This is a genomic window from Aurantiacibacter luteus (genome assembly GCF_001010945.1).
GTDB lineage: Bacteria > Pseudomonadota > Alphaproteobacteria > Sphingomonadales > Sphingomonadaceae > Alteraurantiacibacter > Alteraurantiacibacter luteus.
In genome coordinates, this window is sequence record NZ_LBHB01000001.1 from 1,013,120 (window position 1) to 1,037,798 (window position 24,679).

Sequence of the window (24,679 nt, forward strand, 5' to 3'; positions counted from 1 at the left end):
TGAGTACTCGCAACCTGTCCTTGTAAACCGCGCATTTACCTTGTCCGCCTAAACCTCCGCTCGAACGACACTTGGCAACTGGGGGGCCGTGGCCATGAAAAGCATTGCAATCCGTATCGCCGCCGACCAGCGCGGCGCGACCTCGATCGAGTATGGCCTCCTCGCCATGCAGATCGGCATCGCCCTGCTGGGTACGATGATGACGATGGGGAACTCCGTCGAGAGCCACTACGAGACCGTCGGCACCCAGTACCACGACGCAGCCAACGTGCCGCGCAACTGACGCGCGGCGCATCAGGGCCCGGTTAACCATTCCGGTTGAGCCGACGCCAACCCTTTGCCGCGCATTTTCCGGCGGTCCGCAAGCGGTGCGGACGAGCAACCGGACCATGCCATGACGAGCCTTTTCCACCGCCTCCGCGCCGACGAGACCGGCGCCACCGCCATCGAGTACGGCCTCATCGCCGCGCTGATCGCCGTCGCCGCGATCGCCGCGCTGCAGAGCCTGGGCAACGAGCTGTCGACCACGTTCAACAACATCGACACAGAGCTCAGCACGGCCAACACCGCAAACCAGTAAGGCGAACCGGCAGGGCCAGCCGGGGAGAGCGGCGACAAACCGCTTTCCTACAGCCTTGCGGGCGCTCCACGGGCGCGGGCCATGCCCGCCAAGCCCCGCACCACCCTGCCCGCATTCGCCCCCGTGCCGCGCAAGTGCCAGCGCTACGACGGGTGGACGCCCGACCGGCAACGCGAATTCATCGAGGCGCTGGCCGACTACGGCTCCATCCGCGCAGCCGCCAACAGCGTGGGGATGACGCCCGAGAGCGCCTACCTCCTGCGCCGCCACCCGGAGGCGGGCACCTTCCGCAAGGCGTGGGAGGCCGCGCTCGACATCGGCATGCAGCGGGTCGAGGATGTCGCCATGGACCGCGCGCTGAACGGCGTGCAGGAGCCGGTCTACTCATACGGCAAGATCGTCGGCACCCGCACCATCTACAACGACCGGCTGCTGATGTTCATGCTGAGGAACCGCGCACCCAAGCGCTTCGCCGCGGACGGGGCGCGCGGCATGAACGCGGTCGACAAGCAGACCCTGCGGCGGCTGAAGAAGGAATGGCGCGCCGAGTGGGAAAAGGCCAAGGCGCTGGAGGCGGAGGAAGACGAGGAGGCCATCTTCGCCAGCCTCACCGCCAAGCTGGAGCGGATGAAGGCGCAGGCCGACACCCTGATGAGCCCGCGCACCCGCCGCCTGCACGCCGCCTGGCAGGCCAGCATGGAGCGCGACCGCCGCGAAGGCTACAGCTGGATGGACGACGCGCGGCTGGGCCGGGGCGACGGGGACGACGAGGGGTCGGGCGACGGCCCGGGCACATTCTCGCTCGAGAAGCCCAACCCCCACGCCCCGTCCCGCCAGATGCTCCCCTACCTACCCGGCGCAAAACGAGACCCCGAACCCGCCGGCCCGCCGACCTACGAAGACTGGTCCGCCGCCCAGGACCCCTTCGGCGGCGCGGCGCGCAACAGGGCGCGGCGGGAGGAGGGATAGCCTCCCCTCCCGCCTGCGGGAGGGGCTGGGGGTGGGCCGACGGCAAGGCAGCGCGGCAACACGCTTCAAACGGTCTTGCCAACACTACGGCATTGCCGTATGACCACCTTCATGCAGACCGTCATCGAGACCGAAAGCTACCTGCGCGCCACCAAGGACGCCGGGATGAGCGTGGACGAGATGGTGGCTGCGGTCGATCTGGTCGCGGACAATCCGGAAGCGGGCGATGTGATGCAGGGCACGGGCGGCGTCCGCAAGGCGCGACTTGCTGGTCGCGGCAAAGGAAAGTCCGGCGGTTATCGCATCGTCTGGTACTTCGGCGGCAGCGACATTCCGGTGTTCCTGCTGACCGTGTTCGGCAAAGACGAGAAAGCAAACCTGACCCAAGGCGAGCGCAACGCGCTTCGCTCGTTCACGGGAACTTTGAGGGGCAGTCTAAGCGCGAGGTAATGACCAAGGTCACTCAGGACCGGGTAACGGGCATGGAGGCCCAAATGTAATGGGTAAAGCATTCGACAAGATCGCGGCCGGACTGGCCGATGCCATCGCCTACATGGAAGGCGACACCACCAAGGGCCGCGTCGCCGCAGGCCCCGACGTCAAGGCCATCCGCGCCAAGACCAAGCTCAGCCAGACCAAGTTCGCCGCCATGCTGCGCGTGCCGGTCGGCACCGTGCGCGACTGGGAGCAGCACCGGCGCTCGCCGGATGCCCCCGCGCGGACGCTGCTGGGGATGGTGGATGCGGACCCGAAGGCGGCGCTGGCGCTGATTGAGCGGGCGGCGGGGTGAGATAACTATACTGTCCCGTAATTCCGCTGTCACATAACTCTCGAGTCACGGGTCCGTCCGCGCACGAGAAACGGTTGACGCGATTACGTGGCCTTCCAAGGAAGGCGCAAACTGAGCAAGCCTGTTTGCGTTGAGACGACCCAGCACCGACAGAGCCTTAGCATATATTTCCGTTAAACGCCGTAGATGCGCGCCCCAAGTTCCTACGTAGCGCGGATCACGCGACGCTGCTTCAAGTTCATCGATTACCTGTACAGCAATGGCCTTATCTCGCGAACGTGCCATCATCATCCAGCGATCTGTTCGCAGCTCAAATCTCGAATCAACTCGCAAGGCAAAGTCTAGCTCGGCAATGGCCTCCGGGTATCTATTCAAATATTCAAGTTCCTGTGCGCGGACCTCATGATATGCGCTGCCTCCGATTCGTTCATCCCGCAACTTATCTAATATTAGATCATATTGCTCGCGGACACTCCTTGGCACCGAAGAACCTCTGGGCCTATAGTACCATTCCAAGTACACTCGAGCCAACGCCATCAGACTGAACACTGTCTCCTTCAATCGGACCGATTGCTTCGCGTACTTCTCAGCCTTGACGTAATCCGGATGCGGAGTGTTCAATATGCAATAAACCAGAGCTCTAAGTATCCTCTGCTGCCTATCACTTTTTCCCGCTGCGGCGGTTAGCGCATCTTCATACTTCTTCGCCGCCTGAATGTAGTGACGCTGCGTCTCGAGCTTGAAAGCTTCAAGATAGATCGCAAGATCAGACGTCCTATGGTCATATTTTAATAGAGTGATGCAGAGATCGGCCTCGGCGTCCTTGTGATTTCGGACCGCGCTGAGGCCAAAATATCTGATGAGCTCGAACCGCGACGCATCCCGAAACGCAGATCTTTTTTCGAAAGCCTTTTTGAGAACGCGATATGCTGCATCGCGATGACGAGCGTGATAAAGTCGCACACCGGCTTGAAACCAATGCGCAGCTGATTGGAAATCTCGTATCCCCTCAGGTAGCTCCGTCTCGCCGGCCCACATTGCAGCTTGGAGGCGCGCCTCAATTCGCACGTACTCGTGTTCGCCGTCGTCAATCTCGAGCCCCGTAGAAGCGAAGCTACGCAGTGTAGCTCGCTGCCATACCAATAGGTCTGATCTGATAAGGTCTCGGCTAAGGCGCCGTGAAAGAAGCGGTGTAAGTCTGTAAAGACCTGCAACATCTCTTTCGACAAGTCCTAAGTCTAGAAGCTTCCCAAGAATCCGCGTCATGGGACGGTTAGGCTTGATGGCCGCTTCTAAATCTATTGGATCGCACGGGCTGACATCGTTCAGGAAGACGAGCACCTTCTTCTCGGAATCGAGTTCTTCAATTTGATTAAACGCCCATCTCGCGTAGACTGAGATGGACTCACCCATTTTGTCAGCTTCGCGGCCGACCATCTCGCCAATCTGGTCAAAGTCTTGGATGCGTGATGCCGATCGGATGATGGTTACCAGCATTCCAACTGTGCCCGCTGCCGCGCGAATTACAGCATCGATGCTTTGCTCGTCCCAACGCTCCGGATGCTTATCGAAATGGCCTATGAGCTTATAAGCAAACTCTTTCAGCTCATCCTCGGCTACAGTGGAAATTCTGTAATCAGCCAGATTCCCTTCGCACCTCGCACGCCGCGTAGCTGAAAGAGGCATCTGCGAGATGACGTACACTTTTGGCCGGGTACTTGCGGTCAATCCATTGATTACATCGTCCATCCACTCAGGCAGTTCCAGCCCCTCCTCGACGATGCGTCTCTGCCTTAAGACAACATAATTTCCAGAGTCGTGAATCCTCCCAATTGTTTTTAATAGACCATCTATGTCCTCTGCATTTTCCACCTCGTCTCGAAGCTCATCAATGGTAGCGCCGAGACCCTCGTCATCGAGACGTAACTTTATTTGATTTGGGAGAGACGTTTCGTTCACATCAACGACGATGGGCCGCGCATTCGGCGAAAACCGTCGATGGAAATTGGCCGCTAATGTCTGACGTCCTACGCCGTTATAACCAGACAACCAAAGGGCCGGAAACGAGAGAAATCTGTCCTTCTTCGAGATGTCCGAAATAACGTTTTCCACATCTCCTCTGATCAGCTGTGGATGATCTTGGGATAGTAGCGTCTCAGACACTTTATCGACCAAGTGCCGCGCATCTTGCACATTGATAGATGTTCTTGAGGTTCGTACATCTAATATCGAATCTAAGGAGTCGAATATATCCCGAGGTACGCCCAGAGCTGGATCGTATTTGATTGGATAATCGTCTAAGCGAAGGACTAAAGGCTTGAGAACTCCCTGCCTGGCGAGCTGGGCCGCTTGGTGCAGCTCTGCCACCGCGCCAGGAGCTGTCACAAAATGCTTCGACCAGAATGCCACATATAGGCGGCTCTCAGGCAGCGCTCTTTCGGCTATCTCCTCCCAGAGTTCGACGCCTTCCTCTCCAGATTTTGAATAAAGGTAGATCTTGTCGGCGGAGAAGTATTCCCAAACCGCCTCTGCAAATGCGATATCCTGAGACGATACCGAGAAAAATACTGGATACATTCTCTCGGCCCCTCCAAGACCTCAGCCACCGCGACCGCTCTTAGAAAGGCGCAGCTGCCACCCTTACGGTGTACTTCGTATTTGACGGATGAAAACCCCTCACTCCTCCCCCATCCGCAACGCCGCAATAAACGCCTCCTGCGGAATGCTCACATTGCCATACTCCCGCATCCGCGCCTTGCCCTTCTTCTGCTTCTCCAGCAGCTTCTTCTTGCGCGTGATGTCGCCGCCGTAGCATTTGGCGGTCACGTCCTTGCGCAGGGCGGCGATGGTTTCGCGGGCGATCACCTTGCCGCCGATCGCGGCCTGGATGGGGATCTTGAACAGGTGGCGGGGGATGAGGTCCTTCAGGCGCTCGCACATGCCGCGGCCGCGTTCCTCGGCAACGCCCCGGTGGACGATCAGCGATAGCGCGTCGACCGGCTCGTTGTTGACGAGGATGTTCATCTTCACGAGGTCGCCTTCGCGAAGGCCGATCTGCTCGTAATCGAAGGAGGCATAGCCTCGGCTGATGCTTTTCAACCTATCGTAGAAGTCGAATACGACCTCGTTCAGCGGCAGCTCGTAGGTCACCTGCGCGCGGCCGCCCACGTAGGTGAGGTCGGTCTGGATGCCGCGGCGGTCCTGGCACAGCTTCAGGATCGCGCCGAGGTATTCGTCGGGCGTGTAGATCACCGCCTTGATCCACGGCTCCTCGATGGTGTCGATGCGGTTGGGGTCGGGCCAGTCGGCGGGGTTGTGGATGTCGATGGTCTTCGCGTCCTCGTTCTTCGTCTTGCCGAGGTGGACGCGGTAGACGACCGATGGCGCGGTGGTGATGAGGTCGAGGTCGTATTCGCGGCTCAGGCGCTCCTGGATGATCTCGAGGTGCAGCAGGCCGAGAAAGCCCGCGCGAAAGCCGAAGCCCAGCGCGGCGCTCGATTCCATCTCGTAGCTGAAGCTCGCATCGTTCAGGCGCAGCTTGCCGATGCTCTCGCGCAGCTTCTCGAAGTCCGCCGCGTCGACCGGGAACAGGCCGCAGAAGACCACGGGCTGCACTTCCTTGTACCCTTTGAGGGCCTCTGCCGCCCCGCCCTTGACCGTGGTGATGGTGTCGCCGACGCGGGCCTGCTCCACCTCCTTGATCTGCGCGGTGATGAAGCCGATCTCGCCCGGGCCGATCTCCGGCAGGTCGGTGCGCTTGGGGGTGAAGCAGCCGACGCGGTCGACCAGGTGCTGGGTGCCGCCTTGCATGAACTTCACGTCCAGCCCCTTGCGGATGGCGCCGTCGATCACGCGCACTAGGATGACCACGCCGAGGTAGGGGTCATACCAGCTGTCGACCAGCATGGCCTTCAGCGGCGCGTCGCGGTCGCCCTTGGGCGGCGGGATCTTGGCGACCACGGCCTCGAGCACGTCGGCGATGCCGATGCCGCTCTTGGCGCTGGTGAGCACGGCTTCGCTGGCATCGAGGCCGATGATCTCCTCGATCTCGGCCTTGACCTTGTCGGGCTCTGCAGCGGGCAGGTCGATCTTGTTGATGACGGGGACGATCTCGTGGTCGTGCTCGATTGACTGGTAGACGTTGGCGAGCGTCTGCGCCTCCACCCCCTGGGCCGCGTCCACCACCAGCAGCGCGCCCTCGCACGCGGCCAGGCTGCGGCTGACCTCGTAGGCGAAGTCGACGTGGCCGGGCGTGTCCATGAGGTTGAGCTCGTAGGTCTTGCCGTCCTTCGCGGTGTAATTCAGGCGCACGGTCTGCGCCTTGATGGTGATGCCGCGTTCCTTCTCGATGTCCATGTTATCAAGGACTTGCTCGCTCATCTCACGGTCGGTCAACCCGCCGGTCGCCTGGATGAGACGGTCCGCGAGGGTGGACTTGCCGTGGTCGATGTGGGCGATAATGCTAAAATTGCGGATGAGAGACAGGTCGGTCATGGCGCGCCTCTAGCGGGGTCGCCAGCATGCTGCAATTTTATCCGGCGCGGGCCGAACCCATCGTGATGTCCACCTGCAGGAAGCGCGGGCGCGACTGGGAGGAGCGGCGCTCCACCGGGGGCGCGTAGTGGCCCGCAGGCAGGGCCTGGAGCGGCATTCCGGCGGAGGCAAGCATGTAGGGAGACACGCGGTGGCGGGTGCACAGGCCCCCTGCCCCGTCGCTGACCAGCGGCGTCTCGAACGACAGGCCCTGCGTCGCGTCCTGCGAGCGCTGGACGGTGCCGACGACCAGTTGTCCCTCGCCGAGGTCGAGCACCAGCTGCGTGCCGACCGGCACGTCCACCAGCCCCTCGATCCGAGCGCCGGTGCGCGAGAGATCGCGCAGCATGGCGCTGTAGTGGTGGTCCTCGTGGATCACGCCCACGCGGCGGAACAGCGTGCGGCGATCGGCGCGGTGCTTGGCCGGGCCGACGGGCTCGTAGCGCAGTTCTCCGCTTTCCAGCTTGTCGAGCACGTCTTCCTGTCCGACCGCGCGCGAGAAGATGAAACCCTGCACCAGGTCTGCGCCGAGACCGGCAATCTGGTCGAGCTCGTCGAGCGCCTCCACGCCCTCCGCGGTGGTCGTCATGTTCATCGCCTTGGCCAGCGAGACGATGGCGGTGATGATCGCGCAGGCCGTGTCGTCCGGCTCGCTGCACCCGCGGATGAAGCTCTGGTCGATCTTGATCTTGTCGAACGGCGCGCGGCGCAAGTAGCTGAGCGAGGAATAGCCGGTGCCGAAGTCATCGAGCGCCAGCTTCACGCCGAGCTTGCGCAGCCGCTGGAACATGGCATCGGTGGTCCCGGCATCGCCCATGAAGACGCTCTCGGTGATTTCCAGCTCTAGCCGTCTGGGCTCAATGCCCGCCGCCGCAATCGCGCGTGAGACGATCTGAGGCAGATCGTCGTTGGCGAATTGCTGGGCGGAGACGTTCACCGCCACGCAGATGTCGGAAGGCCATTGCGCGGCGTCCTTGCACGCCTGCCGCAGCGCCCATTCGCCCAGTTCCTCGATGAGGTTGCTGTCCTCGGCAATAGGGATGAAAACGGCCGGGCTCATCATGCCGCGTTCGGGATGGTTCCAGCGCATCAGCGCCTCGAAACCCCGCACGATGTGGGTGCGCGCGTCGACCGAGGGCTGGTAATGCATTTCCAGCTCGCCTCGGGCCAGCGCGTCGCGCAGGTCCTCCTCGATCTCGCGCCGATCCTGCGCGGTTTCCTTGAGATCGTTGGAATAGAAGCGGAACTGTCCGCGTCCACCGCCCTTGGCCGCATAGAGCGCGAGGTCGGTGGCCTTGACCAGTTCGGCCGGCTCGATCCCGTCGTACGGCGCGACGGCGACGCCGATCGAGGTGCCGATCGTCGCCCGGCTGCCTTCGATCGAATAGGGCTGCGAGATCATCTGGATGATGCGATTGGCGATATCGCCGAGCCGGCCGCGATCGTCGATATCGGGCAGGATGATCTGGAATTCGTCGCCGCCCAGGCGGCCCACCTCCGCGCTTTCGGGCACGATGCGCTGGAGCCGCTGCCCGACCTGCCGAAGCAGCTCGTCGCCCGCCGGATGGCCCAGCGTGTCGTTAACGGCCTTGAAGCGGTCGAGATCGAGCATGACCAGCGCGCAGCTGCGCTTCTCCACGCGGTAGGCGGTCAGGATCGCATCGAGCCGCCGATTCATCCGGTGCCGGTTGGCGAGGCCGGTCAGCGAATCGTATTCGGCCATGCGCGAGCGGTCGCGCTGCTGCTGGTAAGTGGCGGTCACGTCCTTCGCGCTGCCACGATAGCCCTGAAATTCCTGCTTGTGATTGAAATGCGGCTTGCCCGACAGGCTCCACCACATTTCCTTGCCCGCTTCGGGCGACGCGCCCTCGACGCGCTGCAAGCGCACCGTCTGATCGCTGAACCTGGTGCGCGCGCTCATCATGAAGGACAGCGGCCGGCCGCCGTGCTCGTGATCGCCATCGCGCACGGTTTCGAACAGCTTCCCAAACGGCTGGCCGAGGATCGTGCCCGCACCGGCGAGACATTCGCTGGCGGTCGGAGACAGGTATGTCACCCGCCCCTCGGCATCGGTCGACCACAGCCAGGCAACGCCGCTCTGTTCGAAGCTGTCTAGCAGGGCGAGGCGCTCGCTGTCCTTGAGCGGGCTGACGGTAGCGACGGCAGCGGCGGCGGCTTCGGCATCGGGCACGCGGACGGGATCGGCTCCATGGCCGCCCAAGGTCCTGAACATGCCACGCACTCCCATCGCACCCGGCTCCTTCGACGCGTCGCGGACAACCGCGCGCCGTCCGATGACGGCACGCCCATCCGTAAATTCGCAATTTACGCATGGCTCCTTACGATTTCGCTAAGTGTGCGGCCTTATCCGGATGCCTGCTCGTCGGTGGTCCCCGCATGCTGCGGAGGCTTGCCGTGCAGCGCGATGAGCTGGCCCGCCTTGTCGCGTTGCAACGGCTCTGCGAAGCGCACCCCCATCCGGTCGTCTTCGCTCCAGATGGTGATGCAGGCGACGGCGAAATTCTCGGCGAGCCTGAGCGCGAAGACGGTGGCCGGCGGCACGTTCCACAGGCCTTCGATCATCGCGCCTGTGGTCGAGATGTTGCGCACCTGCCCGTTGTAGAGATGCCCCGAATGGTCGAGCACCACGCGCCGCAGCATCGTCTGGCGCGGGGCGCGGCTCGACTTGGGGCCCTTGGCGATGGCCTGCAATCCGCTCTCGATGCGCGCCCTGGTCTGCTCGGCGTCTAGCGGCTTGTCGAAGATGTATCCCTGCACGTGACTGCACCCGTGCTTGCGGATGAGGTCGAGCTCGTCGTGGGTTTCCACGCCCTCGGCCGTGGTGTCCATGCCCAAAGACTTGGCGAGGCTGGTGATGGAGGTGATGATCGCGCCGTTGCGGCTGCCTGGCTCGGTCATGCCGCGCACGAAGCTCTGGTCGATCTTGATCTTGTCGAACGGCGCCTTCTTCAGATAGCCGAGCGAGGAATAGCCGGTGCCGAAATCGTCGAGCGCCAGCCGCACACCGATGCGCTTGAGCGCCGAGAACATGGCGTCCGTGCCCTCGTCGTCGCCCAGGAACACGCTCTCGGTAATCTCCAGCTCCAGCCGCGATGCGCGAATGCCAGCGCTGGCGATGGCGCTGGCGACGATGGCGGGCAGCTGCGTGTTGGAGAACTGCACCGGCGATACGTTCACCGCCACGCGCACCTCGTCCGGCCACCGGGCAAGATCGCTGCACGCCTGGCGCAGCGCCCACTCGCCGATGGGCTGGATCAGCCCGCTGTCCTCCGCGATGGCGATGAACTTGTCGGGCGGTATCCATCCCTTGACCGGATGATGCCAGCGCAGCAGCGCCTCGAAGCCGGAAATCCGGTCCGTCGCCATCGACACGACCGGCTGGTAGTGCAGTTCCAGCTCGCCGTTGGCGAGCGCGTCGCGCAGGTCTTCTTCCAGCTTGGCCTTGGCCTCTGCCGCCGCGTGCAGGTCCTCGGCATAGAAATGGTGGCGCCCTCGCCCGCCGTCCTTCGCAGCGTAGAGCGCAAGGTCGGCGTTGCGGATGATCTCCTCGGAATTGTCGCCGTGTTCCGGCGAAACGGCAATGCCGATCGAGGCACCGATCACCACGCGCTGTCCGTCGATCGAATAGGGCTGCGACAGCGAGTGGATGATCTCGCGGGCGAGCGCCACCAGCGTCGCTTCCTCGACCCGCGTGGGCACGATCACCTTGAACTCGTCGCCGCCCAGCCGACCGACCTGGCCCATCGTTCCGACCGCCCGCTCCAACCGCCCCGACACCTGCTTGAGCAGCGCGTCGCCCGCCGGGTGCCCCATCGTGTCGTTGACCTGCTTGAACCGGTCGAGGTCCAGCAGCATGACGGCGCAATGGCGGTTCGCCTCCACCGGCGCCTCGAGGATGCGTTCGAGCGCCTGCGACATCTGGAAGCGGTTGGCGAGGCCGGTCAGGGCGTCGTAGCGCGCAAGGCGGGTCGCCTGCTCCTGGCTGCGCCGTTTCTCCGTCAGGTCGGTGCCAGAGCCGCGGAAGCCGACGAAATTGTCGAACTGGTCGTAAATCGGGCGCCCGCTGATCGACCACCAGCGTTCTTCCTGGTCGATGGCGGCACGCACCGGCAGCTCGCCGAAGGCCGATCGGGCGGAAAGGTGGAATTTCAGCGTGCGCTCGCCCTCGTCGCCGGTATCCTCGAGATCGAACAGCTTGGTCAGCGGCTGGCCGAGCAGGCGGTCGGGATTGCGCTTGAGCGCCTTGGCGACGGGTGGAGACACGTAGGTCAGCAGCGAGCGACGATCGGTTTCCCAGAACCAGCCCTGCCCGGTTTCCTCGTAATCGGCGAGAATGTCGCGCGCGCGCGTCATCGCTCGTTCCTGCGCGTCCAGCCGGTCGCGTTCGACGCGCTGCACGTTCATCTGCTCCCGCGTCACCAGCGCGGCGACGACGAAGGCGACGGCGAGGCCCATCATTCCGGCAAGCGAGGAGTGGATCACCACGGCCGCACTCCAAAGCGCCAGCTGCGCCCCGAAAATCGCCGCGGGCTGTCGGCGAAGATAGGTCGCGGCGATGCCGCTGATGCACAGCAATCCCGCCAGCGATACGTCCCAGGCGATGCCGCCGTTGCGGGCCCATATCGTCAGGCCGAGGCCGAACAGGAACATCGGCACCACGACGACAGCGACCATGCCCAACGTCTTGGCGACGCGGCCGCGCTCGAGCACGAGGTCGTGTACCTGCCGCACCAGCGCGGCGCAGGCGATCGCGGCCAGCATGATGGCGAGTGTCGTAACGCGCGGGAACTTGACCGAGGCGATGGTGCAGAAGGCGATGGTCGCCACCATGCTCAGCACCAGGTACGGCCAGGTCCGCGGGAACCAGTGTTTTTCCGGATTGAACAGCTCGGGCGCGTTGAAGGCGCGGTCGATTTCCGGCGTGCGCCGCGAATGGTCCCGCCGGTCGAGATCGCCGCGCGGGCGAATTGCCTCGGGATCGCGCTCGGACTGGTCGCGCCGCAGCGCCTGGCGGGCTTGCGGCGGCGGTGCGACCGGCCTGACCGGAGCAGGCACGTTCGATCGCTTCTCTTCGCGAGCGGGCTCGGAAGATTGCGATGCCTGTTGCCTGACCAGACGTGTGGCACGGTTCATGGCACTGCCTTGCCGCAAACCCCTTGGGGAACGGTTAATCCTCGGCAATTTTCCGAGGGCTCTTCCGGACGCCGGACAAGGCGGTGGTCGGGCGCATTGCCGCGGCAGGCGAAATGGTTAAGATGGCCGCGGAAGAGGGCGCTGGAGGCGGGCGGGAAACCTATGCGGCATATCGCGATCATCGGCTCGGGCCCGGCGGGATATTACACGGCGGAAGCGGCGCAAAAGGCCTTCGGAGACGACGTTCGCGTCGACATCTTCGACCTGCTGCCGGTGCCCTACGGCCTCATCCGCACCGGCGTCGCGCCCGATCACCAGTCGATCAAGGGCGTCTCGCGCCGCTACGAGAAGACCGCGCTGACAGACAACGTCCGTTTCGTCGGCAACGTGGCCGTTGGCCGCGACGTCGAAGTGGCCGAAATCCAATCGCTCTACGATGCCGTGGTGCTGGCGACCGGCGCGCCGAGCGACCGCGAGCTGGGCCTGCCGGGGGCGGAGCTTTCCAACGTCTTCGGCAGCGCGGCCTTCGTCGGCTGGTACAACGGCCACCCGCAGTTCGCCCAACTCAATCCCGACCTATCGGGCACCACGGCGGTGGTCATCGGCATGGGCAACGTCGCGCTCGACGTGGCACGGATCCTCGCCAAGACGCCGGAGGAATTGGCGGGCAGTGACATCGTCGCCCATGCCTACCAGGCGCTGGAGGCGAGCCGGATCGAGCGGGTGATCATCCTCGGCCGGCGCGGCCCGCACCAGATCATGATGACGCCTAAGGAATTGGGCGAACTGGCGCACCTTGAACGCGCCGCGCCCCACGTCGATGCTCGCGACCTTCCCGACGCGGGCGAGGATGCCATGCTCGAGCCCGGCCTGCGCAAGTCCGTCACCCTGATCCGCGAATTCGCCGCCACCCCCGAACATATCCGCGCCGAAAAGCGCGTCGCCATCGAGTTCGCCTTCTTCGCCCAGCCGGTCGCGCTGCTGGGGGACGGCAAGGTGGAGGCGATCGAGGTCGAGCGCACCGTGCTCGAGCGTGGGCGCGCGGTGGGCACGGGCGAGGTGGAGCGGCTGCGCGCCGACATGGTCGTTTCCTGCATCGGCTATCGCACCCACCCCATCCCCGGTGTCCCCTTCGACGAGCGCGAGGGCCGCTTCGCCAACGACGCTGGGCGGATCCTACCCGGCCTATACTGCGTCGGTTGGGCCCGGCGTGGGCCGTCGGGCACCATCGGCACCAACAAGCCCGACGGGTTCGCGGTGGTCGACGCCATCGCCGAGGACGTGGCGGCGGGCAGGCTCGGCAACGGCGGCAAGCAGGGCCGCGCGGGCTTCGACGCGCTGGCGGCGGAGCGCGGGCTGGACGTGGTGACGTTCAAGGACTGGAAGCGCATCGAGGAAGCCGAGGAGCGCGCTGCGCGCGAGGGATCGCCGCGCGAGAAGTTCGTCGATATCGAGGCGATGATCAGGGCCCTGACTTAAGCGCAGGGCAAGTCAAGTTTCCCTTGCGAGGCGCGGGCCAACTTGGCCGCGGCGCTTGGACGCAGAGCGAGATTGCCTACCTCCGGTCGCCCGAAGATCATCTTTACGTAGTACCTGAAGAGAATGTGGTGCGATCTGATCTCAATTTCCTCATAAGGAACAAAGAAGGGATGCCAAAGCAGCGAAAATGGGAAACCGTTGCGAACGCGAATGCCGGCGTCGCAGACCTCGAGTGTCAACGTGCGCGACAAACTAGTACCAAAAGGCGGAGCGTTTCCCATTACTCCGCTAACCCGCGAAATTCGCCAAAGCGCGTTATCAACCCGATCGGGGTACTTGTTTTCGAGCCACTCCCAGCCCGAAAGCAAATGCAGCAACTTCAAGACAAGCCAACCCAACGCGATGAATGCAAAGGGAAAGGCAACGATAAAGAGGATTGCCAGATGCTCATCACTCGTCGACACCTTAAACCCGCATCGGCATGAGCACGTAGAGCGCCGCGCTCTTCTCGTTCTCGCGGATTAGCGTCGGCGCGCCGGCGTCGGCGAAGTGGAGTTCCACCGTGTCGTTGCCGAGCTGGGCGAGAATGTCCTTGAGGTAGCCGGCGTTGAAACCGATCTCCAGCGGGTCGGAGCCGTACTGCGAGCTCACTTCCTCCACCGCGTTGCCGTTGTCGGGGCTGGTGACGGTCAGCGTCACCTTGTCCGCTTCCAGGCCCATCTTGACCGCGCGGGTCTTCTCGGTGGCGATCGTCGCCACGCGGTCGACGCCGGCGAACAGGCTCTTGGGATCGACCTTTAGCAGCTTGTCGTTGCCGGTCGGGATCACGCGGCTGTAATCGGGGAAGGTGCCGTCGATCAGCTTGCTGGTCAGCACCACCCCGCCCTCGCCGCCCAGCGTGAAGCGGATCTTGCTGGGGCTGAGGTCGACCTGCACGCTACCCTCGGTCGCTTCCTCCAGCAGCTTGCGCAGCTCCGCCACGGCCTTTCGCGGCACGATGACGTCGGGCATGCCCTCGGCCCCGGCGGGGCGCGGCAGGGTGAAGCGGGCGAGGCGGTGGCCGTCGGTCGCCGCGGCCTTCAGCACGCCGCCGTCCTCGTCCGAAACGTGGAGGAAGATGCCGTTGAGGTAATACCGCGTTTCCTCGGTAGAGATGGCGAAGCGCGTGCGGTCGATCAGCTCGGCCAGCGTCTTGGCGGGCACCTCGAAGCTGGTCGGCAGGTCGCCTTCCACGATCACAGGGAAATCGTCGCGCGGCAGGGTCGGCAGCTTGAAGCGGCTGCGCCCGGCCTTGATCTCCATGCGATTTTCCGCGCAGTCGAGGCTGACCTCGCTGCCGTCGGGCAGCTTGCGCGCGATGTCGAACAGCAGGTGGGCCGAGACGGTGATGGCGCCCGCGCGCTCCACCCGGTTGGCGCGCAGGTTGTCCACCACCTGCAGGTCGAGGTCGGTCGCCATCATGCGGACGTGGCCGCCATCTTCCGCCTCGATCAGCACGTTGGAGAGGATCGGGATGGTGTTGCGCCGCTCTACCACGCTCTGCACGTGGCTGAGGCTCCGCAGGAGCTCGGCGCGTTCGATGGTGACCTTCATCGCAAGTTCTTCCCCATTCGTGCGCCGTGTTGTCCGGGAGACCCCGGAATCGCCTGCCAGCGCCGGTAAATTGCCCGATTACCCTTAGCGGCAGGGCGGATACGGGCAAGGATTTGGCCGCGGGAGACCGGATTCGCTGGGGAAAACTGGAAGGAGGCTCAGCCCAGCATCGCCATGCCGCCGTTGACGTGCAGCACCTGTCCGGTGACGTAGCTCGCCTCGCGGCTGGCGAGATAGGCGACGGCGGCGCCGATGTCCTCGCCCTCGCCCATGCGCGCCATCGGGATGCGCGCATTGATCGCGTCCTTCTGCTTGTCGTCCAGCGCCTCGGTCATGGCCGAGCGGATGAAGCCGGGGGCCACGCAGTTGACGGTGATGTTGCGGCTGGCGACCTCCTGCGCGAGGCTCTTGGACATGCCGACGAGGCCGGCCTTGGCCGCCGTGTAGTTCATCTGCCCCGGATTGCCCGTCGCGCCCACGACGCTGGTGATATTGATGAGCCGTCCGAAGCGCGCCTTCATCATCGGGCGAACGCTGGCGCGCATCAGGCGGAAGGCGGCCTCGAGGTTGATGCGGATCACCTCGTCCCACTCCTCGTCCTTCATCCGCATGGCGAGGTTGTCACGAGTGATGCCGGCGTTGTTCACCACGATGTCGAGCCCGCCCAGCGTATCGAGCGCGGCGGGGACCAGTTCCTCCACCTGCGTCGCGTCGGAAAGATTGCAGGTGATCTCGACGTGCTCGCCGCCGACCTCCTCGATCAGCTGTTCGCGAAAGGCGCGCAGCTTGCCGCCGTTCGAGCCCGACAGCGCCACCCGCGCGCCCTGCCTGGCCAGCGCCGTGGCGATCGCCGAACCGATCCCGCCGCTGGCGCCGGTGACGAGGGCGTTCATTCCGGTGAGTGCAAACATCGAACCATCTCCAAAAAGCTGGCCGGTGCTCTTGCGCTTCACGGGGCCGGGGTCAATCCTCGGCCCGCGCCTCTCTCGGGATGAAATTGGCGCGGCGCAATTCGCGGATGCGGCCGTTGTCCAGGCGCCCCTCGACCAATTCGTAGCCGAGCAGGGCGAACACGCGGTCGCGCAGGAAGATGGGCCGGGCGTTGCCGTACCAGTCGACGCAGCTCGCCACGCAATTGTCGTCCACGCTCGCCTTGGCGCGGCTGGCGAGGTCGCCTGCGGGCGAGAACGCCCGGTCGTCGCGGCGCAGGAAGAAGATCGCCGAGCCGTTGCCGAGGAACTCGCCGCCCGTGCCGGTGCGCGTGCGACTGACCGGCAGGCCGAGCGTGCCCGAAACGCCTCCCGGCGAACCGGGGTCTGCGCGGTAGAAGAAGGCCTGGCTCCGCACCTCGCCCTCGCTGGCGGCGGGTAGCAGATAGGTGTCTTCCACCCGGGCCTGCTGGCCGAGCGACACCGCCGAGAAGCCGAGAGCATTCTCGCGGCCCGGGCCGATGGCGATGGCATCGCTGCCCATCACGTCGAAACGGGTCACGCCGTGGGTTAGTTCGATGCGCTGCGCCTCGCGCCCGTCGACCGGGACGGCGTAGAAGTAGCGCGCGTCGGTCTCGTTGCCGTAATTGCTCGCGGCGTAGAGCAGGTAGTCGCCCACGAAGCGGTTCTGGAAGCGATAGCCCGCGACGCTCGGCAATTCGCGCAGCGCGCGCTGGGGCAGTTCGCGGGTGCCGTCGGTAAAGGCGGCGAGCGGCACGGTGAGCAGGCCCAAGTCCCCGCCCGAGAACTCGCTGCCCCACATCCCCTCGCCGTTGCCCTCGGCGCGCAGCACGACGCGCAGCACGCCGTCGCCCGCGTCCTCTGTGAAGGAGAACTGGTCGATCGGCGCACCCTCGACCGGTACGGAGCCGGGGCGCGATCCGTCGAGCGGCAGGCGGAAGAGCTGGCCGAGCATGGCTCGCGCACGGCCGTAGCCGGACTGCGGGTTCGTCCAGACATACACCGAACCTGGCGAGACGTAGAAGGTGCGGCCCCAGCCGCCCAGAACGGCGGTCGCGTCGCAATCGAGCTCCGCGGCGGAGAGATCGCAGCGGGTGACGGTGTGCGCGATCTGCGGGACCATCTTACCGCGGCGCATCCCCTCGGTGACGTAGATGTCCTGCGGGTCGACCAGCGCCACGACCTCGCCATCCTCCCCGCCCCGGCGCAGCGCGGGCATGGTGGAGCGCCAGTCGCTCCAGTTGAGGCCGACGGGCGCGTAGAAGATCAGCTCGTCGCCGATCATGCGGCTGGCGTAATTGCTGGACGAATAATAGTCGCCCGAACGCAGGTAATGTGTGTCGCGGTAGGTCAACGAGCCATCGTCGCCGAGACGGAAGCGGTTGATCTCCGTGCCGAAATTTCCGTAGCTGTAGCCGATCACGATGACCTGGTCGCCGCGCACCAGCATCTCGTCGTACCAGGCGCCGCGGGCGTTGTTGGTGCCGGGCGGAAAGGCATCGATCTGGCCTGCGGGCTGGAGGACGTTGCCGCCCCCTTCGCCATCATGCCGGACGGTGAAGATGCGCCCGCGCCGCAGGATGACGAGATAGTCGCCCGCGTCCTTGACGATCGCCCCCTCGTCGACGCCTTGCTCCTGCGTGTTGGTGATCTGCTCGCCCCCTGCCCGCTCCGACGTGACCGCGATCATCGGGCTGGGCGAATCGTAGGAGACAGAGGCAGCGGGCGGCGGAGGCGGCGGAGGTGGCGGTGGCGGAGGTGGCGGAGGCGGAGGGGGTGGCGGGGCCGACACGACCGAAGACCCGGTGACGACGATGTTCTGCGCCTCTTCCCGCTCCTGCTGCTGAAGCCCCTGCATGCGGCGCACATAGCGCTCGAAGTCCGCCTCGCCGTCGAAGGCCTCGAGCCCCCCGCCCGTGGCTTCGCCAGCCACGAGCGAGCTTTCGCCCGGCGCGACCGACTGGCAGGCGGCGAGCAGCCCGGTGGCAACCGCGAGCAGCGGCAAGACGCGGATCGGCAAGGTCATGAGGCGTTCCCCTTCAGCCTGATGTGACACTGTTACAAAAACCGTTCGCGACCTGAACCGCCGATTTATCGCCGGTGGGTCACGGAAACTCGCGACTGGCCATGCGCTGCAGCGCCATGGTCGCCAGCAGCACGCCGACCTTTTGACCGGTCTCGAGCGGCGACGTGCCGGGCGGCTCGTCCGCCATCACTCCGGCATCGACGACATACTGGCCCAGATAGGCGATGTCGGCCTGCGTCAGGTCGGCTGCCGGCCCGCCCATCGCCTCGGTCACCTGTCGTTCGACGAGTTCCCACAGGCGGCTGGTGTCGCCGCTTTCCAGCGCGGCATCGAGATTGGCGATCTGGCCCTGCGTCAACACGGAAGACCCCCGCACCGCGATTTCCGCCAGGCGCCCCATTTCGTAGAACATGGCGGCCTGCATCCGCTCCTGGTCCCAGCCCTCGCGCTCGGCGCAGGTCCGTACCGCAGGCGCTGCGAGATCCCCGGCGCCCCGCATGATCGTGCCGACGACATCCTCGGACGCGCTGACGCTGGCGCCGAGCCGCGGCACCGAGGCCAACTGTTCGGAGGAATAGGTCGTGCCCATGCACGCGAGCCCGGTCCCTTGCGCGGCGACCGGCGTCGCAATCAGCGTCAGCATCAGAGCCAGCGCGGCGGCCGATGTCGTGCGGATTGTCATTCCGTACTGCCCTCCCGTTCGGATCAGACGCTGCCCGCCAGCGCCTCGATCTCGTCCATGCTCACCACGCTCGTCACCGTCGCATCGGGTGCGATCTTCTTGACCATCGGGCCGACGACCTTGCCGCCCAGTTCCACGAAATGGGTTATGCCTGCGTCCGCCATCGCCGCGATGCTTTCGCGCCAGCGCACGCGGCCGGTGATCTGCTCGACCAGCAGGCGCTGCTCCTCCGCCGCGTCGGTAACAGGCGCGGCGGTGACGTTGGCGTAGACCGGCAGGCGGAAAGGCGCGGGCGGCGTGTTGCCGAGCGCGGTCTGCATCCGCAGCGCGGCGGGCTGCATGAGCGAGCAATGGAACGGCGCCGAGACCGGCAGCTTGATCGCGCGCTTGATGCCGTGGTCCCTGGCCAGTTCCACCGCGCGGTCGATGGCGGCGAGATGGCCGGAAAGGACGACCTGCCCCGGATCGTTGTCGTTGGCGACCTCGCAAACGTCTCCCTGCGCCGCCGCATCGGCCAGCGCCTGCGCCTTTTCGAGATCGGCCCCCAGCAGCGCGCACATTCCGCCCACGCCGATCGGCACGGCGTCCTGCATCGCGATGCCGCGGGTTCGCAGAAGCTTGGCAGTGGTCGAGAGATCGAAGGCACCCACGCTCGCCAGCGCCGAATATTCGCCCAGCGAGTGTCCGGCGACCGCCGTACCCTTCTCCGACAGCACGAAGCCGCCCGCCTCCAGCACGCGCACCACGGCCATGGCGTTGGCCATGATCGCGGGCTGGGCATTGGCGGTCATGGTCAGCTCGCTCTCCGGCCCCTCGCCCATCAGCGCGAACAGCTTCTGGTTCAGCGCATCGTCCACCTCCTCGAACACCTCGCGCGCGGCGGCGCTGGCCTGGGCGAGATCGTGGCCCATGCCGACCTTCTGGCTGCCCTGTCCGGGAAAGAGGAATGCGATCATGCTGGAAATCCTTGTCAATTGCGCGCGCCGAAAGGCACGATGATGTTGGCTGCGTCGTGGCCGATGTCCGCACGGCCGAGGTAGGGAATGGCCGATTTGGCGCACCAGTATTGGGCGATGGCGACCTCGTCCATGCCGAAGGGCCGGTCATTCTCCGGCACGTCGGAAACGCGCCCCAGCCGCAGGCCCGCCGCGCCCTTCAGCGCCTGCGTGACGTGGAAGAACAGCCGATCGACGGCGTAGAGATGCTCGGCCACCTCCTCCACCATCACGACGTGGCCGGTGAGGTCGGGCATGAGTTCGGTGCCCGCCAGCATGGCGAGCGTCATGAGGTTGAAGGCAACCGTGGGCGCGGCGTCGAGCGGCTCTGGCGCGGGCTCGCCCGAGAAGAAGCGCAGCACGCGGCGAATGGCGTCCTCCCCGCCCTCTCGCCGGATGTCGCCGGCGAGCGGGCCGTGGGCCGGGCGGCCGATGCCGTGGCGGTAGAGGCCGCCGAGCAGAATGCCGGTGTCGGAATAGCCGAGGTAAGTCTTCGCACGCGTTGCCTCGCCGAGTGCGGCCATGGCTTCGGGCGCGATGCGGCAGGCGCCGTAGCCGCCCATGGCGAACCACACCGCGTCCACGTCGGGATCGTTCGCAGCCTCTACGAAGGCCGCGAGGCGCATCGCGTCGTCGCCGGCGAAGTGGCCGTGCTCCACGAAACATTGCGGGTGGAAGGCGAGCTCTACGTGGGGGAATTCCGCTGCCGCCAAGGCCAGCACGGCGTCCGCGCGCTCGCGGCGGATGGGCTTTCCGGGGCAGACGAGGGCGACGCGGGTCATGGCCCGCCCTCCCTAACATCCGCTTCACAAAGCGCCACCGCCCGCATAGGCACATCCCCATGAATCAGGACACCGACGTCGTCGCCCACCCCTATTTCTTCTGCGGCATCGGCGGATCGGGCATGTTGCCGCTGGCGCAGATCGTGAAGGGCATGGGCGGCGAGGTCGCGGGATCGGATCGCAGCTTCGACCAGGGGCGCACGCCGGAGAAGTTCGCCGCGCTGGAGCGGCAGGGATTCCGCCTCTTCCCGCAGGACGGCAGCGGCATTACCTCGGCCGAACAGATTCTCGTTGCCAGCGCCGCCATCGAGGACACCGTACCGGAGGTAGCCCGCGCCCGCGAACTCGGCTGCCAACGCCTGACCCGCGCCGAACTGCTCGCCCGCCTGTTCAACGCCGCGCCGCGATCGCTCGCCGTGGGCGGCACCAGCGGCAAGTCCACAACCACCGCCATGCTCGGCTGGATCATGGAGAGTGCGGGCAAGTCGCCCACCATCATGAACGGCGCGGTGATGAAGAACTTCGTCACCGAGGACCGTCCCTTCGCCAGCGCCGTGGTCGGCGACGGCGGCTGTTTCGTCTCCGAAGTGGACGAGAGCGACGGCTCCATCGCGCTTTACCGCCCCACCGTGGCGCTGCTGCTCAACGTCAGCCTCGACCACAAGAGCATGGACGAACTGCGCGACCTGTTCGGCGACTTCCTCGAGCGGGCGGAGCGCGGTGTGGTCAACGCCGACGATGTCGAGGCCTTCCGGCTGGTGGCGCGCGCCAAGGAGCCGGTGACGTTCGGCATCACGAACACCTGCGCTGCGCTCGGAGTGGTGGAAGGCAGCGTAGCCGACGGGCCGACGCGGCAGGCGGCGATGGTCGTCGACCGGCGCGACGGCAGCGAGCACGCGCTGACCCTCGCCATGCCGGGGGGGCACAACCTGTCGAACGCGCTCGCCGCCGTGGCAGCCGCCAACGCCGCTGGCGTGCCGGTGGCGGATGCGGTGGCGGCGCTGGGCAGCTTCAAGGGCCTCGCCCGCCGTTTCGACGTGCTCGGCACCTCGGCCAGCGGCGTAACGGTGATCGACGATTTCGGCCACAACCCGGAAAAGGCCCGCGCGACCCTAAAGACGCTGAAGGCGCACCCGGGCCGCGTCATCGCCTTCTTCCAGCCGCACGGCTATGGCCCCTTGCGCCAGATGGGCCACGAACTGGCGGAGACTTTCGCGCAGGAACTCGGCCCCGACGATCTCACCCTGCTGTGCGACCCTGTCTACTTCGGCGGCACGGTGGACCGCTCGGTCGGCAGCGAGCGGATCGTCGACATGATCCATGCCGCCGGCGGCAAGGCCTTGCACATCAACACCCGCGAGGGTTGCGGCGACTTCATCGTCGAGAACGCCAGGGCCGGCGACCGCGTCGTGGTCATGGGCGCGCGCGACGACACGTTGACCGAATTCGCGGCAAGCCTTTTGCAACGTTTGTAAGGCACAACCCTCCCACGAAAGGGAGGCGCAGCGCCCCATGCAGAAGAACTACCGCGAGGGCGGCGTGGGATTGCTCGACGCGGCACCCGGCACCTACCTCGTTTCCGCCTATTTCGACGACAACCAGGTCGATCTCGTCACCTGCAACGTGCTCGGCTGGCAGGTCGGCAAGGACCGGCGGCTGACCCCGCTGACGCTCGATGTGCGCGCGGCGGACGAGGATCCGTGGTTCGTCGTCCACCCTGACGGGCGCGTGGAAGCGAGCGACGGGCGCGGCTGGGACAACCGCGATGCCTGGCTGGACGAGGAACGCAAGGCACGCCGCCGGGCGGCCTGACCCGCTCCGATCAGTGCGCGGCGGCCGCTTCCTTGTCGTCGTGGCCGACGCCCAGCACCTTGTGCAGCACGAACACGATTACCCCGCCGATCACCAGCGCGGTCAGCGCCGCCAGTCCTGCAAAGGTCAGCCAACCCAGCACGCCGCCAGCGGAGCCCGCGATGGCGGACACGCCATGTTCGATGCCCTCGATCCAGTGCTCCGGCCCCTCGATGCCGATCTCGGCCAGGCCATGCAGGATGATGCCGCCGCCGACCCACAGCATGGCGATGGTGCCTACGAAGCTGAGGATGGTGAGGAGGTGCGGCATGAAGGCCACCAGTCCGCGCCCGAAACCCTGCGCCAGCCTGCTGCTGCGCTTGGTCAGGTGAAGGCCGATGTCGTCCATTTTCACGATCAGCCCGACGACGCCGTAGACGCCCACGGTCACCAGCACGGCGACGATGGCGAGCACGCCCGCGCGGGTCACCAGCGTTTCCGCCGCAACCTCGTTGAGGGTGATGGCCATGATCTCTGCCGAGAGGATGAGGTCGGTCCGCACCGCACCCGCGATGCGCTGTTTCTCGAAGGCGACGGGGTCTTCGATCACGTCGTCCACGGTCTTGCCGTGCTTCTCGCCGCCGAGCTTCTCCAGCACCTTTTCCGCGCCTTCGTACGACAGGTAGCAGCCGCCCAGCATCAGGATGAAGACGATCGCCTGCGGCAGGAACTCGCTCAGCAGCAGCGCGCCGGGCAGCAGGATGACGAGCTTGTTGAACAGACTGCCGCGGGTGATGCGCCAGATAATCGGCAACTCGCGCGCGGGCGAGAGCCCGGTCACGTAGCTGGGCGTCACCGCCGTATCGTCGATCACCACGCCCGCGGTCTTGCTGCCTGCCCTGCCCGCGGCGGCGGCGATGTCGTCCACGCTCGCGGAAGCGGCGCGCGCGATGATCGCAACGTCGTCGAGCAGGGCGGTAAGGCCACCGGGCATGGTGCGGTTCTCCGGGAGATGAATGGTCGTGCGGTTTCAGCCTTTCCAACGCACGAGGGCGCTGTCCAGTGCCGGGCCGCTATTGCACGCGGAAAACCTCGATCCGCACGGCGGGCACCGGGTGATCGGTGGCGAGGCCGAGGCGGCCCACGAAAGTGCCCTGCCCCAGCCACTGATACGCGCCCAGCGGCGCCTCGAAAATTGGGCGGGTGAAAACCGGCGCGCTCTCCTCCCCCTGCGCGGGCGGGCAGATCGTGGCGCGGTTGTTGACGTTGATGACCGCGCCATCGTCGGTTTCGACGAAATAGACCGCCTCCAGCTCGGTGCAGCCGTCGGCGCGGTCGACCTGCCAGTCCCACGCGCCGGGGCGGACCGTGCCGCTGATGCCCTCCCCCTCTATGGTGCCGCCGGTGATGGGGATGATGCGCCGCGGTCCGCGTGCGGTGGCGCCGAGTTCCTCCGCCGGGCCGATCTCGGCGACGATGGTGAATGCGGGGACGAGCCGGGGCGGAGCTTCCTGCGCGGCGGCGGGGGTGGCGGTCATGGCAATGGCTCCAATGATGGTTGCAGCAATCCGCATCGCGTCTCCCCTCCTTGCGCGGGCCAGCCTAGCAGACTTGCATTCCGCGCCAATCCCGCTATGTGCGCGCCTTCCCGGATGGCCGTGGGCCGCAGGGAAATCCAGAAAGCCGGAGGGGCGCGCACGGAATTCGCCGTGCCAATGCCAGCGATCGGCATGAAATGAAAGGAAGCGCGACATGGCTCGATACGAGCACGTGTTCCTCGCGCGTCAGGATCTGAGCCAGGCTCAGGTCGACGCGCTTGCTGCCGGCGCCACGGAAATCGTGGAAGGCCAGGGCGGCAAGGTCGTGAAGACCGAGACCTGGGGCCTCAAGTCCCTCGCCTACAAGATCGACCGCAACCGCAAGGCGCACTTCGTCATGCTCAACATCGACGGGCCCGGCTCGCTGGTGGCCGAGCTCGAGCGCCAGAACCGTATCAACGAAGACATCATCCGCTGGCTGACGATCGCCGTGGAAGACCACGAGGAAGGCCCCTCCGTGATGATGCGCAAGAACGAGCGCGACAAGAAGCGCCGTTCCGACCGTGAGGACCGCGACTGATGGCCCGCCCGTTCTACCGCCGCCGCAAGTCCTGCCCGTTCGAGGCCAAGGACGCCCCCGCGATCGACTACAAGGACGTCCGCCTGCTCCAGGGCTTCATGTCCGAGCGTGGCAAGATCGTGCCGAGCCGCATCACCGCCGTTTCCGCCAAGAAGCAGCGCGAGCTGGCCAAGGCGATCAAGCGCGCCCGTCACCTGGGCCTGCTGCCCTACATCGTGAAGTAAGGGAGACAGGCAC

General features: G+C 65.6%; 23 protein-coding genes. 10 read left to right on the top strand and 13 right to left on the bottom strand.

All coding sequences use genetic code 11. The features are described 5' to 3' along the window. Positions 1 to 94 precede the first annotated feature (94 nt). The 5 genes from AAW00_RS04900 to AAW00_RS04920 all read left to right on the top strand — a co-directional run bounded on the left by AAW00_RS04900 (position 95) and on the right by AAW00_RS04920 (position 2,339). On the top strand, positions 95 to 283 hold the full coding sequence (locus tag AAW00_RS04900; protein ID WP_047003137.1) for a Flp family type IVb pilin: 189 nt from the start codon (positions 95 to 97) through the stop codon (positions 281 to 283). Positions 284 to 394: 111 nt separating this feature from the next. Then, complete coding sequence (locus AAW00_RS04905) at positions 395 to 580, top strand: Flp family type IVb pilin (RefSeq protein WP_047003545.1); 186 nt, start codon at positions 395 to 397, stop codon at positions 578 to 580. 81 nt (positions 581 to 661) lie between these two features. Then, the gene (locus tag AAW00_RS14215; protein WP_052761767.1) at positions 662 to 1,549 is read left to right on the top strand and encodes a hypothetical protein; all 888 of its coding nucleotides are present in this window, start codon (positions 662 to 664) and stop codon (positions 1,547 to 1,549) included. Between the two features lie 111 nt (positions 1,550 to 1,660). After that, positions 1,661 to 1,999: a type II toxin-antitoxin system RelE/ParE family toxin gene (locus AAW00_RS04915; protein ID WP_047003547.1), complete on the top strand. Its 339-nt coding sequence runs from the start codon at positions 1,661 to 1,663 to the stop codon at positions 1,997 to 1,999. A 49-nt stretch (positions 2,000 to 2,048) separates the two neighbouring features. Continuing rightward, a complete protein-coding gene (locus tag AAW00_RS04920) occupies positions 2,049 to 2,339 on the top strand; it encodes a helix-turn-helix domain-containing protein (RefSeq protein ID WP_047003138.1) in 291 nt (96 codons plus the stop codon). A gap of 45 nt (positions 2,340 to 2,384) precedes the next feature. On the opposite strand, the gene AAW00_RS14875 is transcribed toward AAW00_RS04920, so the two are convergent. The 4 genes from AAW00_RS14875 to AAW00_RS04935 form a co-directional block, all read right to left on the bottom strand. Then, positions 2,385 to 4,916, bottom strand: a complete 2,532-nt coding sequence (locus AAW00_RS14875; RefSeq protein WP_156169925.1) for a TIR domain-containing protein — start codon at positions 4,914 to 4,916, stop codon at positions 2,385 to 2,387. A gap of 99 nt (positions 4,917 to 5,015) precedes the next feature. Continuing rightward, entirely contained in the window at positions 5,016 to 6,833 is a 1,818-nt protein-coding gene (gene lepA / locus AAW00_RS04925) for a translation elongation factor 4 (protein WP_047003139.1), read from the bottom strand. A gap of 37 nt (positions 6,834 to 6,870) precedes the next feature. Continuing rightward, a complete protein-coding gene (locus AAW00_RS04930; protein ID WP_241461626.1) occupies positions 6,871 to 9,105 on the bottom strand; it encodes a putative bifunctional diguanylate cyclase/phosphodiesterase in 2,235 nt (744 codons plus the stop codon). A gap of 131 nt (positions 9,106 to 9,236) precedes the next feature. Further along, a complete protein-coding gene (locus AAW00_RS04935) occupies positions 9,237 to 12,026 on the bottom strand; it encodes an EAL domain-containing protein (RefSeq protein WP_082124916.1) in 2,790 nt (929 codons plus the stop codon). Between the two features lie 162 nt (positions 12,027 to 12,188). On the opposite strand from AAW00_RS04935, the gene AAW00_RS04940 reads away from it, so the two are divergent. Further along, positions 12,189 to 13,505, top strand: a complete 1,317-nt coding sequence (locus AAW00_RS04940) for an FAD-dependent oxidoreductase (RefSeq protein ID WP_047003141.1) — start codon at positions 12,189 to 12,191, stop codon at positions 13,503 to 13,505. On the opposite strand, the gene AAW00_RS04945 is transcribed toward AAW00_RS04940, so the two are convergent. The 7 genes from AAW00_RS04945 to AAW00_RS04975 all read right to left on the bottom strand — a co-directional run bounded on the left by AAW00_RS04945 (position 13,502) and on the right by AAW00_RS04975 (position 20,533). Then, positions 13,502 to 13,969 (bottom strand): hypothetical protein, encoded by a 468-nt coding sequence (locus tag AAW00_RS04945; protein WP_047003142.1) that lies wholly within the window; start codon positions 13,967 to 13,969, stop codon positions 13,502 to 13,504. The genes AAW00_RS04940 and AAW00_RS04945 overlap by 4 nt on opposite strands. 1 nt (position 13,970) lies before the next feature. Next, positions 13,971 to 15,098, bottom strand: a complete 1,128-nt coding sequence (gene dnaN / locus AAW00_RS04950) for a DNA polymerase III subunit beta (protein WP_047003143.1) — start codon at positions 15,096 to 15,098, stop codon at positions 13,971 to 13,973. 158 nt (positions 15,099 to 15,256) lie between these two features. Further along, positions 15,257 to 16,009 (bottom strand): 3-oxoacyl-[acyl-carrier-protein] reductase, encoded by a 753-nt coding sequence (gene fabG, locus AAW00_RS04955; RefSeq protein ID WP_047003549.1) that lies wholly within the window; start codon positions 16,007 to 16,009, stop codon positions 15,257 to 15,259. 52 nt (positions 16,010 to 16,061) lie between these two features. Then, positions 16,062 to 18,074, bottom strand: coding sequence for a beta-propeller domain-containing protein (locus tag AAW00_RS04960; RefSeq protein ID WP_052761769.1), 2,013 nt, complete (start codon positions 18,072 to 18,074; stop codon positions 16,062 to 16,064). Positions 18,075 to 18,153: 79 nt separating this feature from the next. After that, positions 18,154 to 18,756, bottom strand: a complete 603-nt coding sequence (locus tag AAW00_RS04965; RefSeq protein ID WP_156169926.1) for a hypothetical protein — start codon at positions 18,754 to 18,756, stop codon at positions 18,154 to 18,156. A gap of 23 nt (positions 18,757 to 18,779) precedes the next feature. Further along, a complete protein-coding gene (gene fabD / locus AAW00_RS04970; RefSeq protein ID WP_047003145.1) occupies positions 18,780 to 19,712 on the bottom strand; it encodes an ACP S-malonyltransferase in 933 nt (310 codons plus the stop codon). 14 nt (positions 19,713 to 19,726) lie between these two features. Continuing rightward, a complete protein-coding gene (locus tag AAW00_RS04975; RefSeq protein ID WP_047003146.1) occupies positions 19,727 to 20,533 on the bottom strand; it encodes an LD-carboxypeptidase in 807 nt (268 codons plus the stop codon). A 59-nt stretch (positions 20,534 to 20,592) separates the two neighbouring features. Between AAW00_RS04975 and AAW00_RS04980 the strand changes: the two genes are divergently transcribed. Then, complete coding sequence (locus AAW00_RS04980) at positions 20,593 to 22,008, top strand: glutamate ligase domain-containing protein (protein ID WP_047003147.1); 1,416 nt, start codon at positions 20,593 to 20,595, stop codon at positions 22,006 to 22,008. Between the two features lie 37 nt (positions 22,009 to 22,045). Next, positions 22,046 to 22,345: a hypothetical protein gene (locus AAW00_RS04985; RefSeq protein WP_047003148.1), complete on the top strand. Its 300-nt coding sequence runs from the start codon at positions 22,046 to 22,048 to the stop codon at positions 22,343 to 22,345. A 10-nt stretch (positions 22,346 to 22,355) separates the two neighbouring features. Here the strand turns inward: AAW00_RS04985 and AAW00_RS04990 are convergent, their stop codons facing one another. Continuing rightward, on the bottom strand, positions 22,356 to 23,318 hold the full coding sequence (locus AAW00_RS04990; RefSeq protein WP_047003149.1) for a DUF808 domain-containing protein: 963 nt from the start codon (positions 23,316 to 23,318) through the stop codon (positions 22,356 to 22,358). A 79-nt stretch (positions 23,319 to 23,397) separates the two neighbouring features. Further along, complete coding sequence (locus AAW00_RS04995) at positions 23,398 to 23,862, bottom strand: DUF3237 domain-containing protein (RefSeq protein ID WP_052761770.1); 465 nt, start codon at positions 23,860 to 23,862, stop codon at positions 23,398 to 23,400. Between the two features lie 214 nt (positions 23,863 to 24,076). On the opposite strand from AAW00_RS04995, the gene rpsF reads away from it, so the two are divergent. Both rpsF and rpsR read left to right on the top strand, forming a co-directional pair. After that, positions 24,077 to 24,442, top strand: coding sequence for a 30S ribosomal protein S6 (rpsF, locus tag AAW00_RS05000; protein WP_047003151.1), 366 nt, complete (start codon positions 24,077 to 24,079; stop codon positions 24,440 to 24,442). Next, on the top strand, positions 24,442 to 24,666 hold the full coding sequence (rpsR, locus tag AAW00_RS05005; RefSeq protein WP_047003152.1) for a 30S ribosomal protein S18: 225 nt from the start codon (positions 24,442 to 24,444) through the stop codon (positions 24,664 to 24,666). The genes rpsF and rpsR overlap by 1 nt, the downstream gene beginning before the upstream one ends. The last annotated feature ends 13 nt before the right edge of the window (positions 24,667 to 24,679 follow it).

What these genes read in the sequence shown, in the direction of transcription:
- AAW00_RS04900 (WP_047003137.1), top strand. Translation starts at nt 95, where the DNA reads ATGAAAAGCATTGCAATCCGTATCGCCGCCGACCAGCGCGGCGCGACC.
- AAW00_RS04905 (WP_047003545.1), top strand. Translation starts at nt 395, where the DNA reads ATGACGAGCCTTTTCCACCGCCTCCGCGCCGACGAGACCGGCGCCACC.
- AAW00_RS14215 (WP_052761767.1), top strand. Translation starts at nt 662, where the DNA reads ATGCCCGCCAAGCCCCGCACCACCCTGCCCGCATTCGCCCCCGTGCCG.
- AAW00_RS04915 (WP_047003547.1), top strand. Translation starts at nt 1,661, where the DNA reads ATGCAGACCGTCATCGAGACCGAAAGCTACCTGCGCGCCACCAAGGAC.
- AAW00_RS04920 (WP_047003138.1), top strand. Translation starts at nt 2,049, where the DNA reads ATGGGTAAAGCATTCGACAAGATCGCGGCCGGACTGGCCGATGCCATC.
- AAW00_RS14875 (WP_156169925.1), bottom strand. Translation starts at nt 4,916, where the DNA reads ATGTATCCAGTATTTTTCTCGGTATCGTCTCAGGATATCGCATTTGCA.
- lepA (WP_047003139.1), bottom strand. Translation starts at nt 6,833, where the DNA reads ATGACCGACCTGTCTCTCATCCGCAATTTTAGCATTATCGCCCACATC.
- AAW00_RS04930 (WP_241461626.1), bottom strand. Translation starts at nt 9,105, where the DNA reads ATGTTCAGGACCTTGGGCGGCCATGGAGCCGATCCCGTCCGCGTGCCC.
- AAW00_RS04935 (WP_082124916.1), bottom strand. Translation starts at nt 12,026, where the DNA reads ATGAACCGTGCCACACGTCTGGTCAGGCAACAGGCATCGCAATCTTCC.
- AAW00_RS04940 (WP_047003141.1), top strand. Translation starts at nt 12,189, where the DNA reads ATGCGGCATATCGCGATCATCGGCTCGGGCCCGGCGGGATATTACACG.
- dnaN (WP_047003143.1), bottom strand. Translation starts at nt 15,098, where the DNA reads ATGAAGGTCACCATCGAACGCGCCGAGCTCCTGCGGAGCCTCAGCCAC.
- fabG (WP_047003549.1), bottom strand. Translation starts at nt 16,009, where the DNA reads ATGTTTGCACTCACCGGAATGAACGCCCTCGTCACCGGCGCCAGCGGC.
- AAW00_RS04960 (WP_052761769.1), bottom strand. Translation starts at nt 18,074, where the DNA reads ATGACCTTGCCGATCCGCGTCTTGCCGCTGCTCGCGGTTGCCACCGGG.
- AAW00_RS04965 (WP_156169926.1), bottom strand. Translation starts at nt 18,756, where the DNA reads ATGACAATCCGCACGACATCGGCCGCCGCGCTGGCTCTGATGCTGACG.
- fabD (WP_047003145.1), bottom strand. Translation starts at nt 19,712, where the DNA reads ATGATCGCATTCCTCTTTCCCGGACAGGGCAGCCAGAAGGTCGGCATG.
- AAW00_RS04975 (WP_047003146.1), bottom strand. Translation starts at nt 20,533, where the DNA reads ATGACCCGCGTCGCCCTCGTCTGCCCCGGAAAGCCCATCCGCCGCGAG.
- AAW00_RS04980 (WP_047003147.1), top strand. Translation starts at nt 20,593, where the DNA reads ATGAATCAGGACACCGACGTCGTCGCCCACCCCTATTTCTTCTGCGGC.
- AAW00_RS04985 (WP_047003148.1), top strand. Translation starts at nt 22,046, where the DNA reads ATGCAGAAGAACTACCGCGAGGGCGGCGTGGGATTGCTCGACGCGGCA.
- AAW00_RS04990 (WP_047003149.1), bottom strand. Translation starts at nt 23,318, where the DNA reads ATGCCCGGTGGCCTTACCGCCCTGCTCGACGACGTTGCGATCATCGCG.
- AAW00_RS04995 (WP_052761770.1), bottom strand. Translation starts at nt 23,862, where the DNA reads ATGACCGCCACCCCCGCCGCCGCGCAGGAAGCTCCGCCCCGGCTCGTC.
- rpsF (WP_047003151.1), top strand. Translation starts at nt 24,077, where the DNA reads ATGGCTCGATACGAGCACGTGTTCCTCGCGCGTCAGGATCTGAGCCAG.
- rpsR (WP_047003152.1), top strand. Translation starts at nt 24,442, where the DNA reads ATGGCCCGCCCGTTCTACCGCCGCCGCAAGTCCTGCCCGTTCGAGGCC.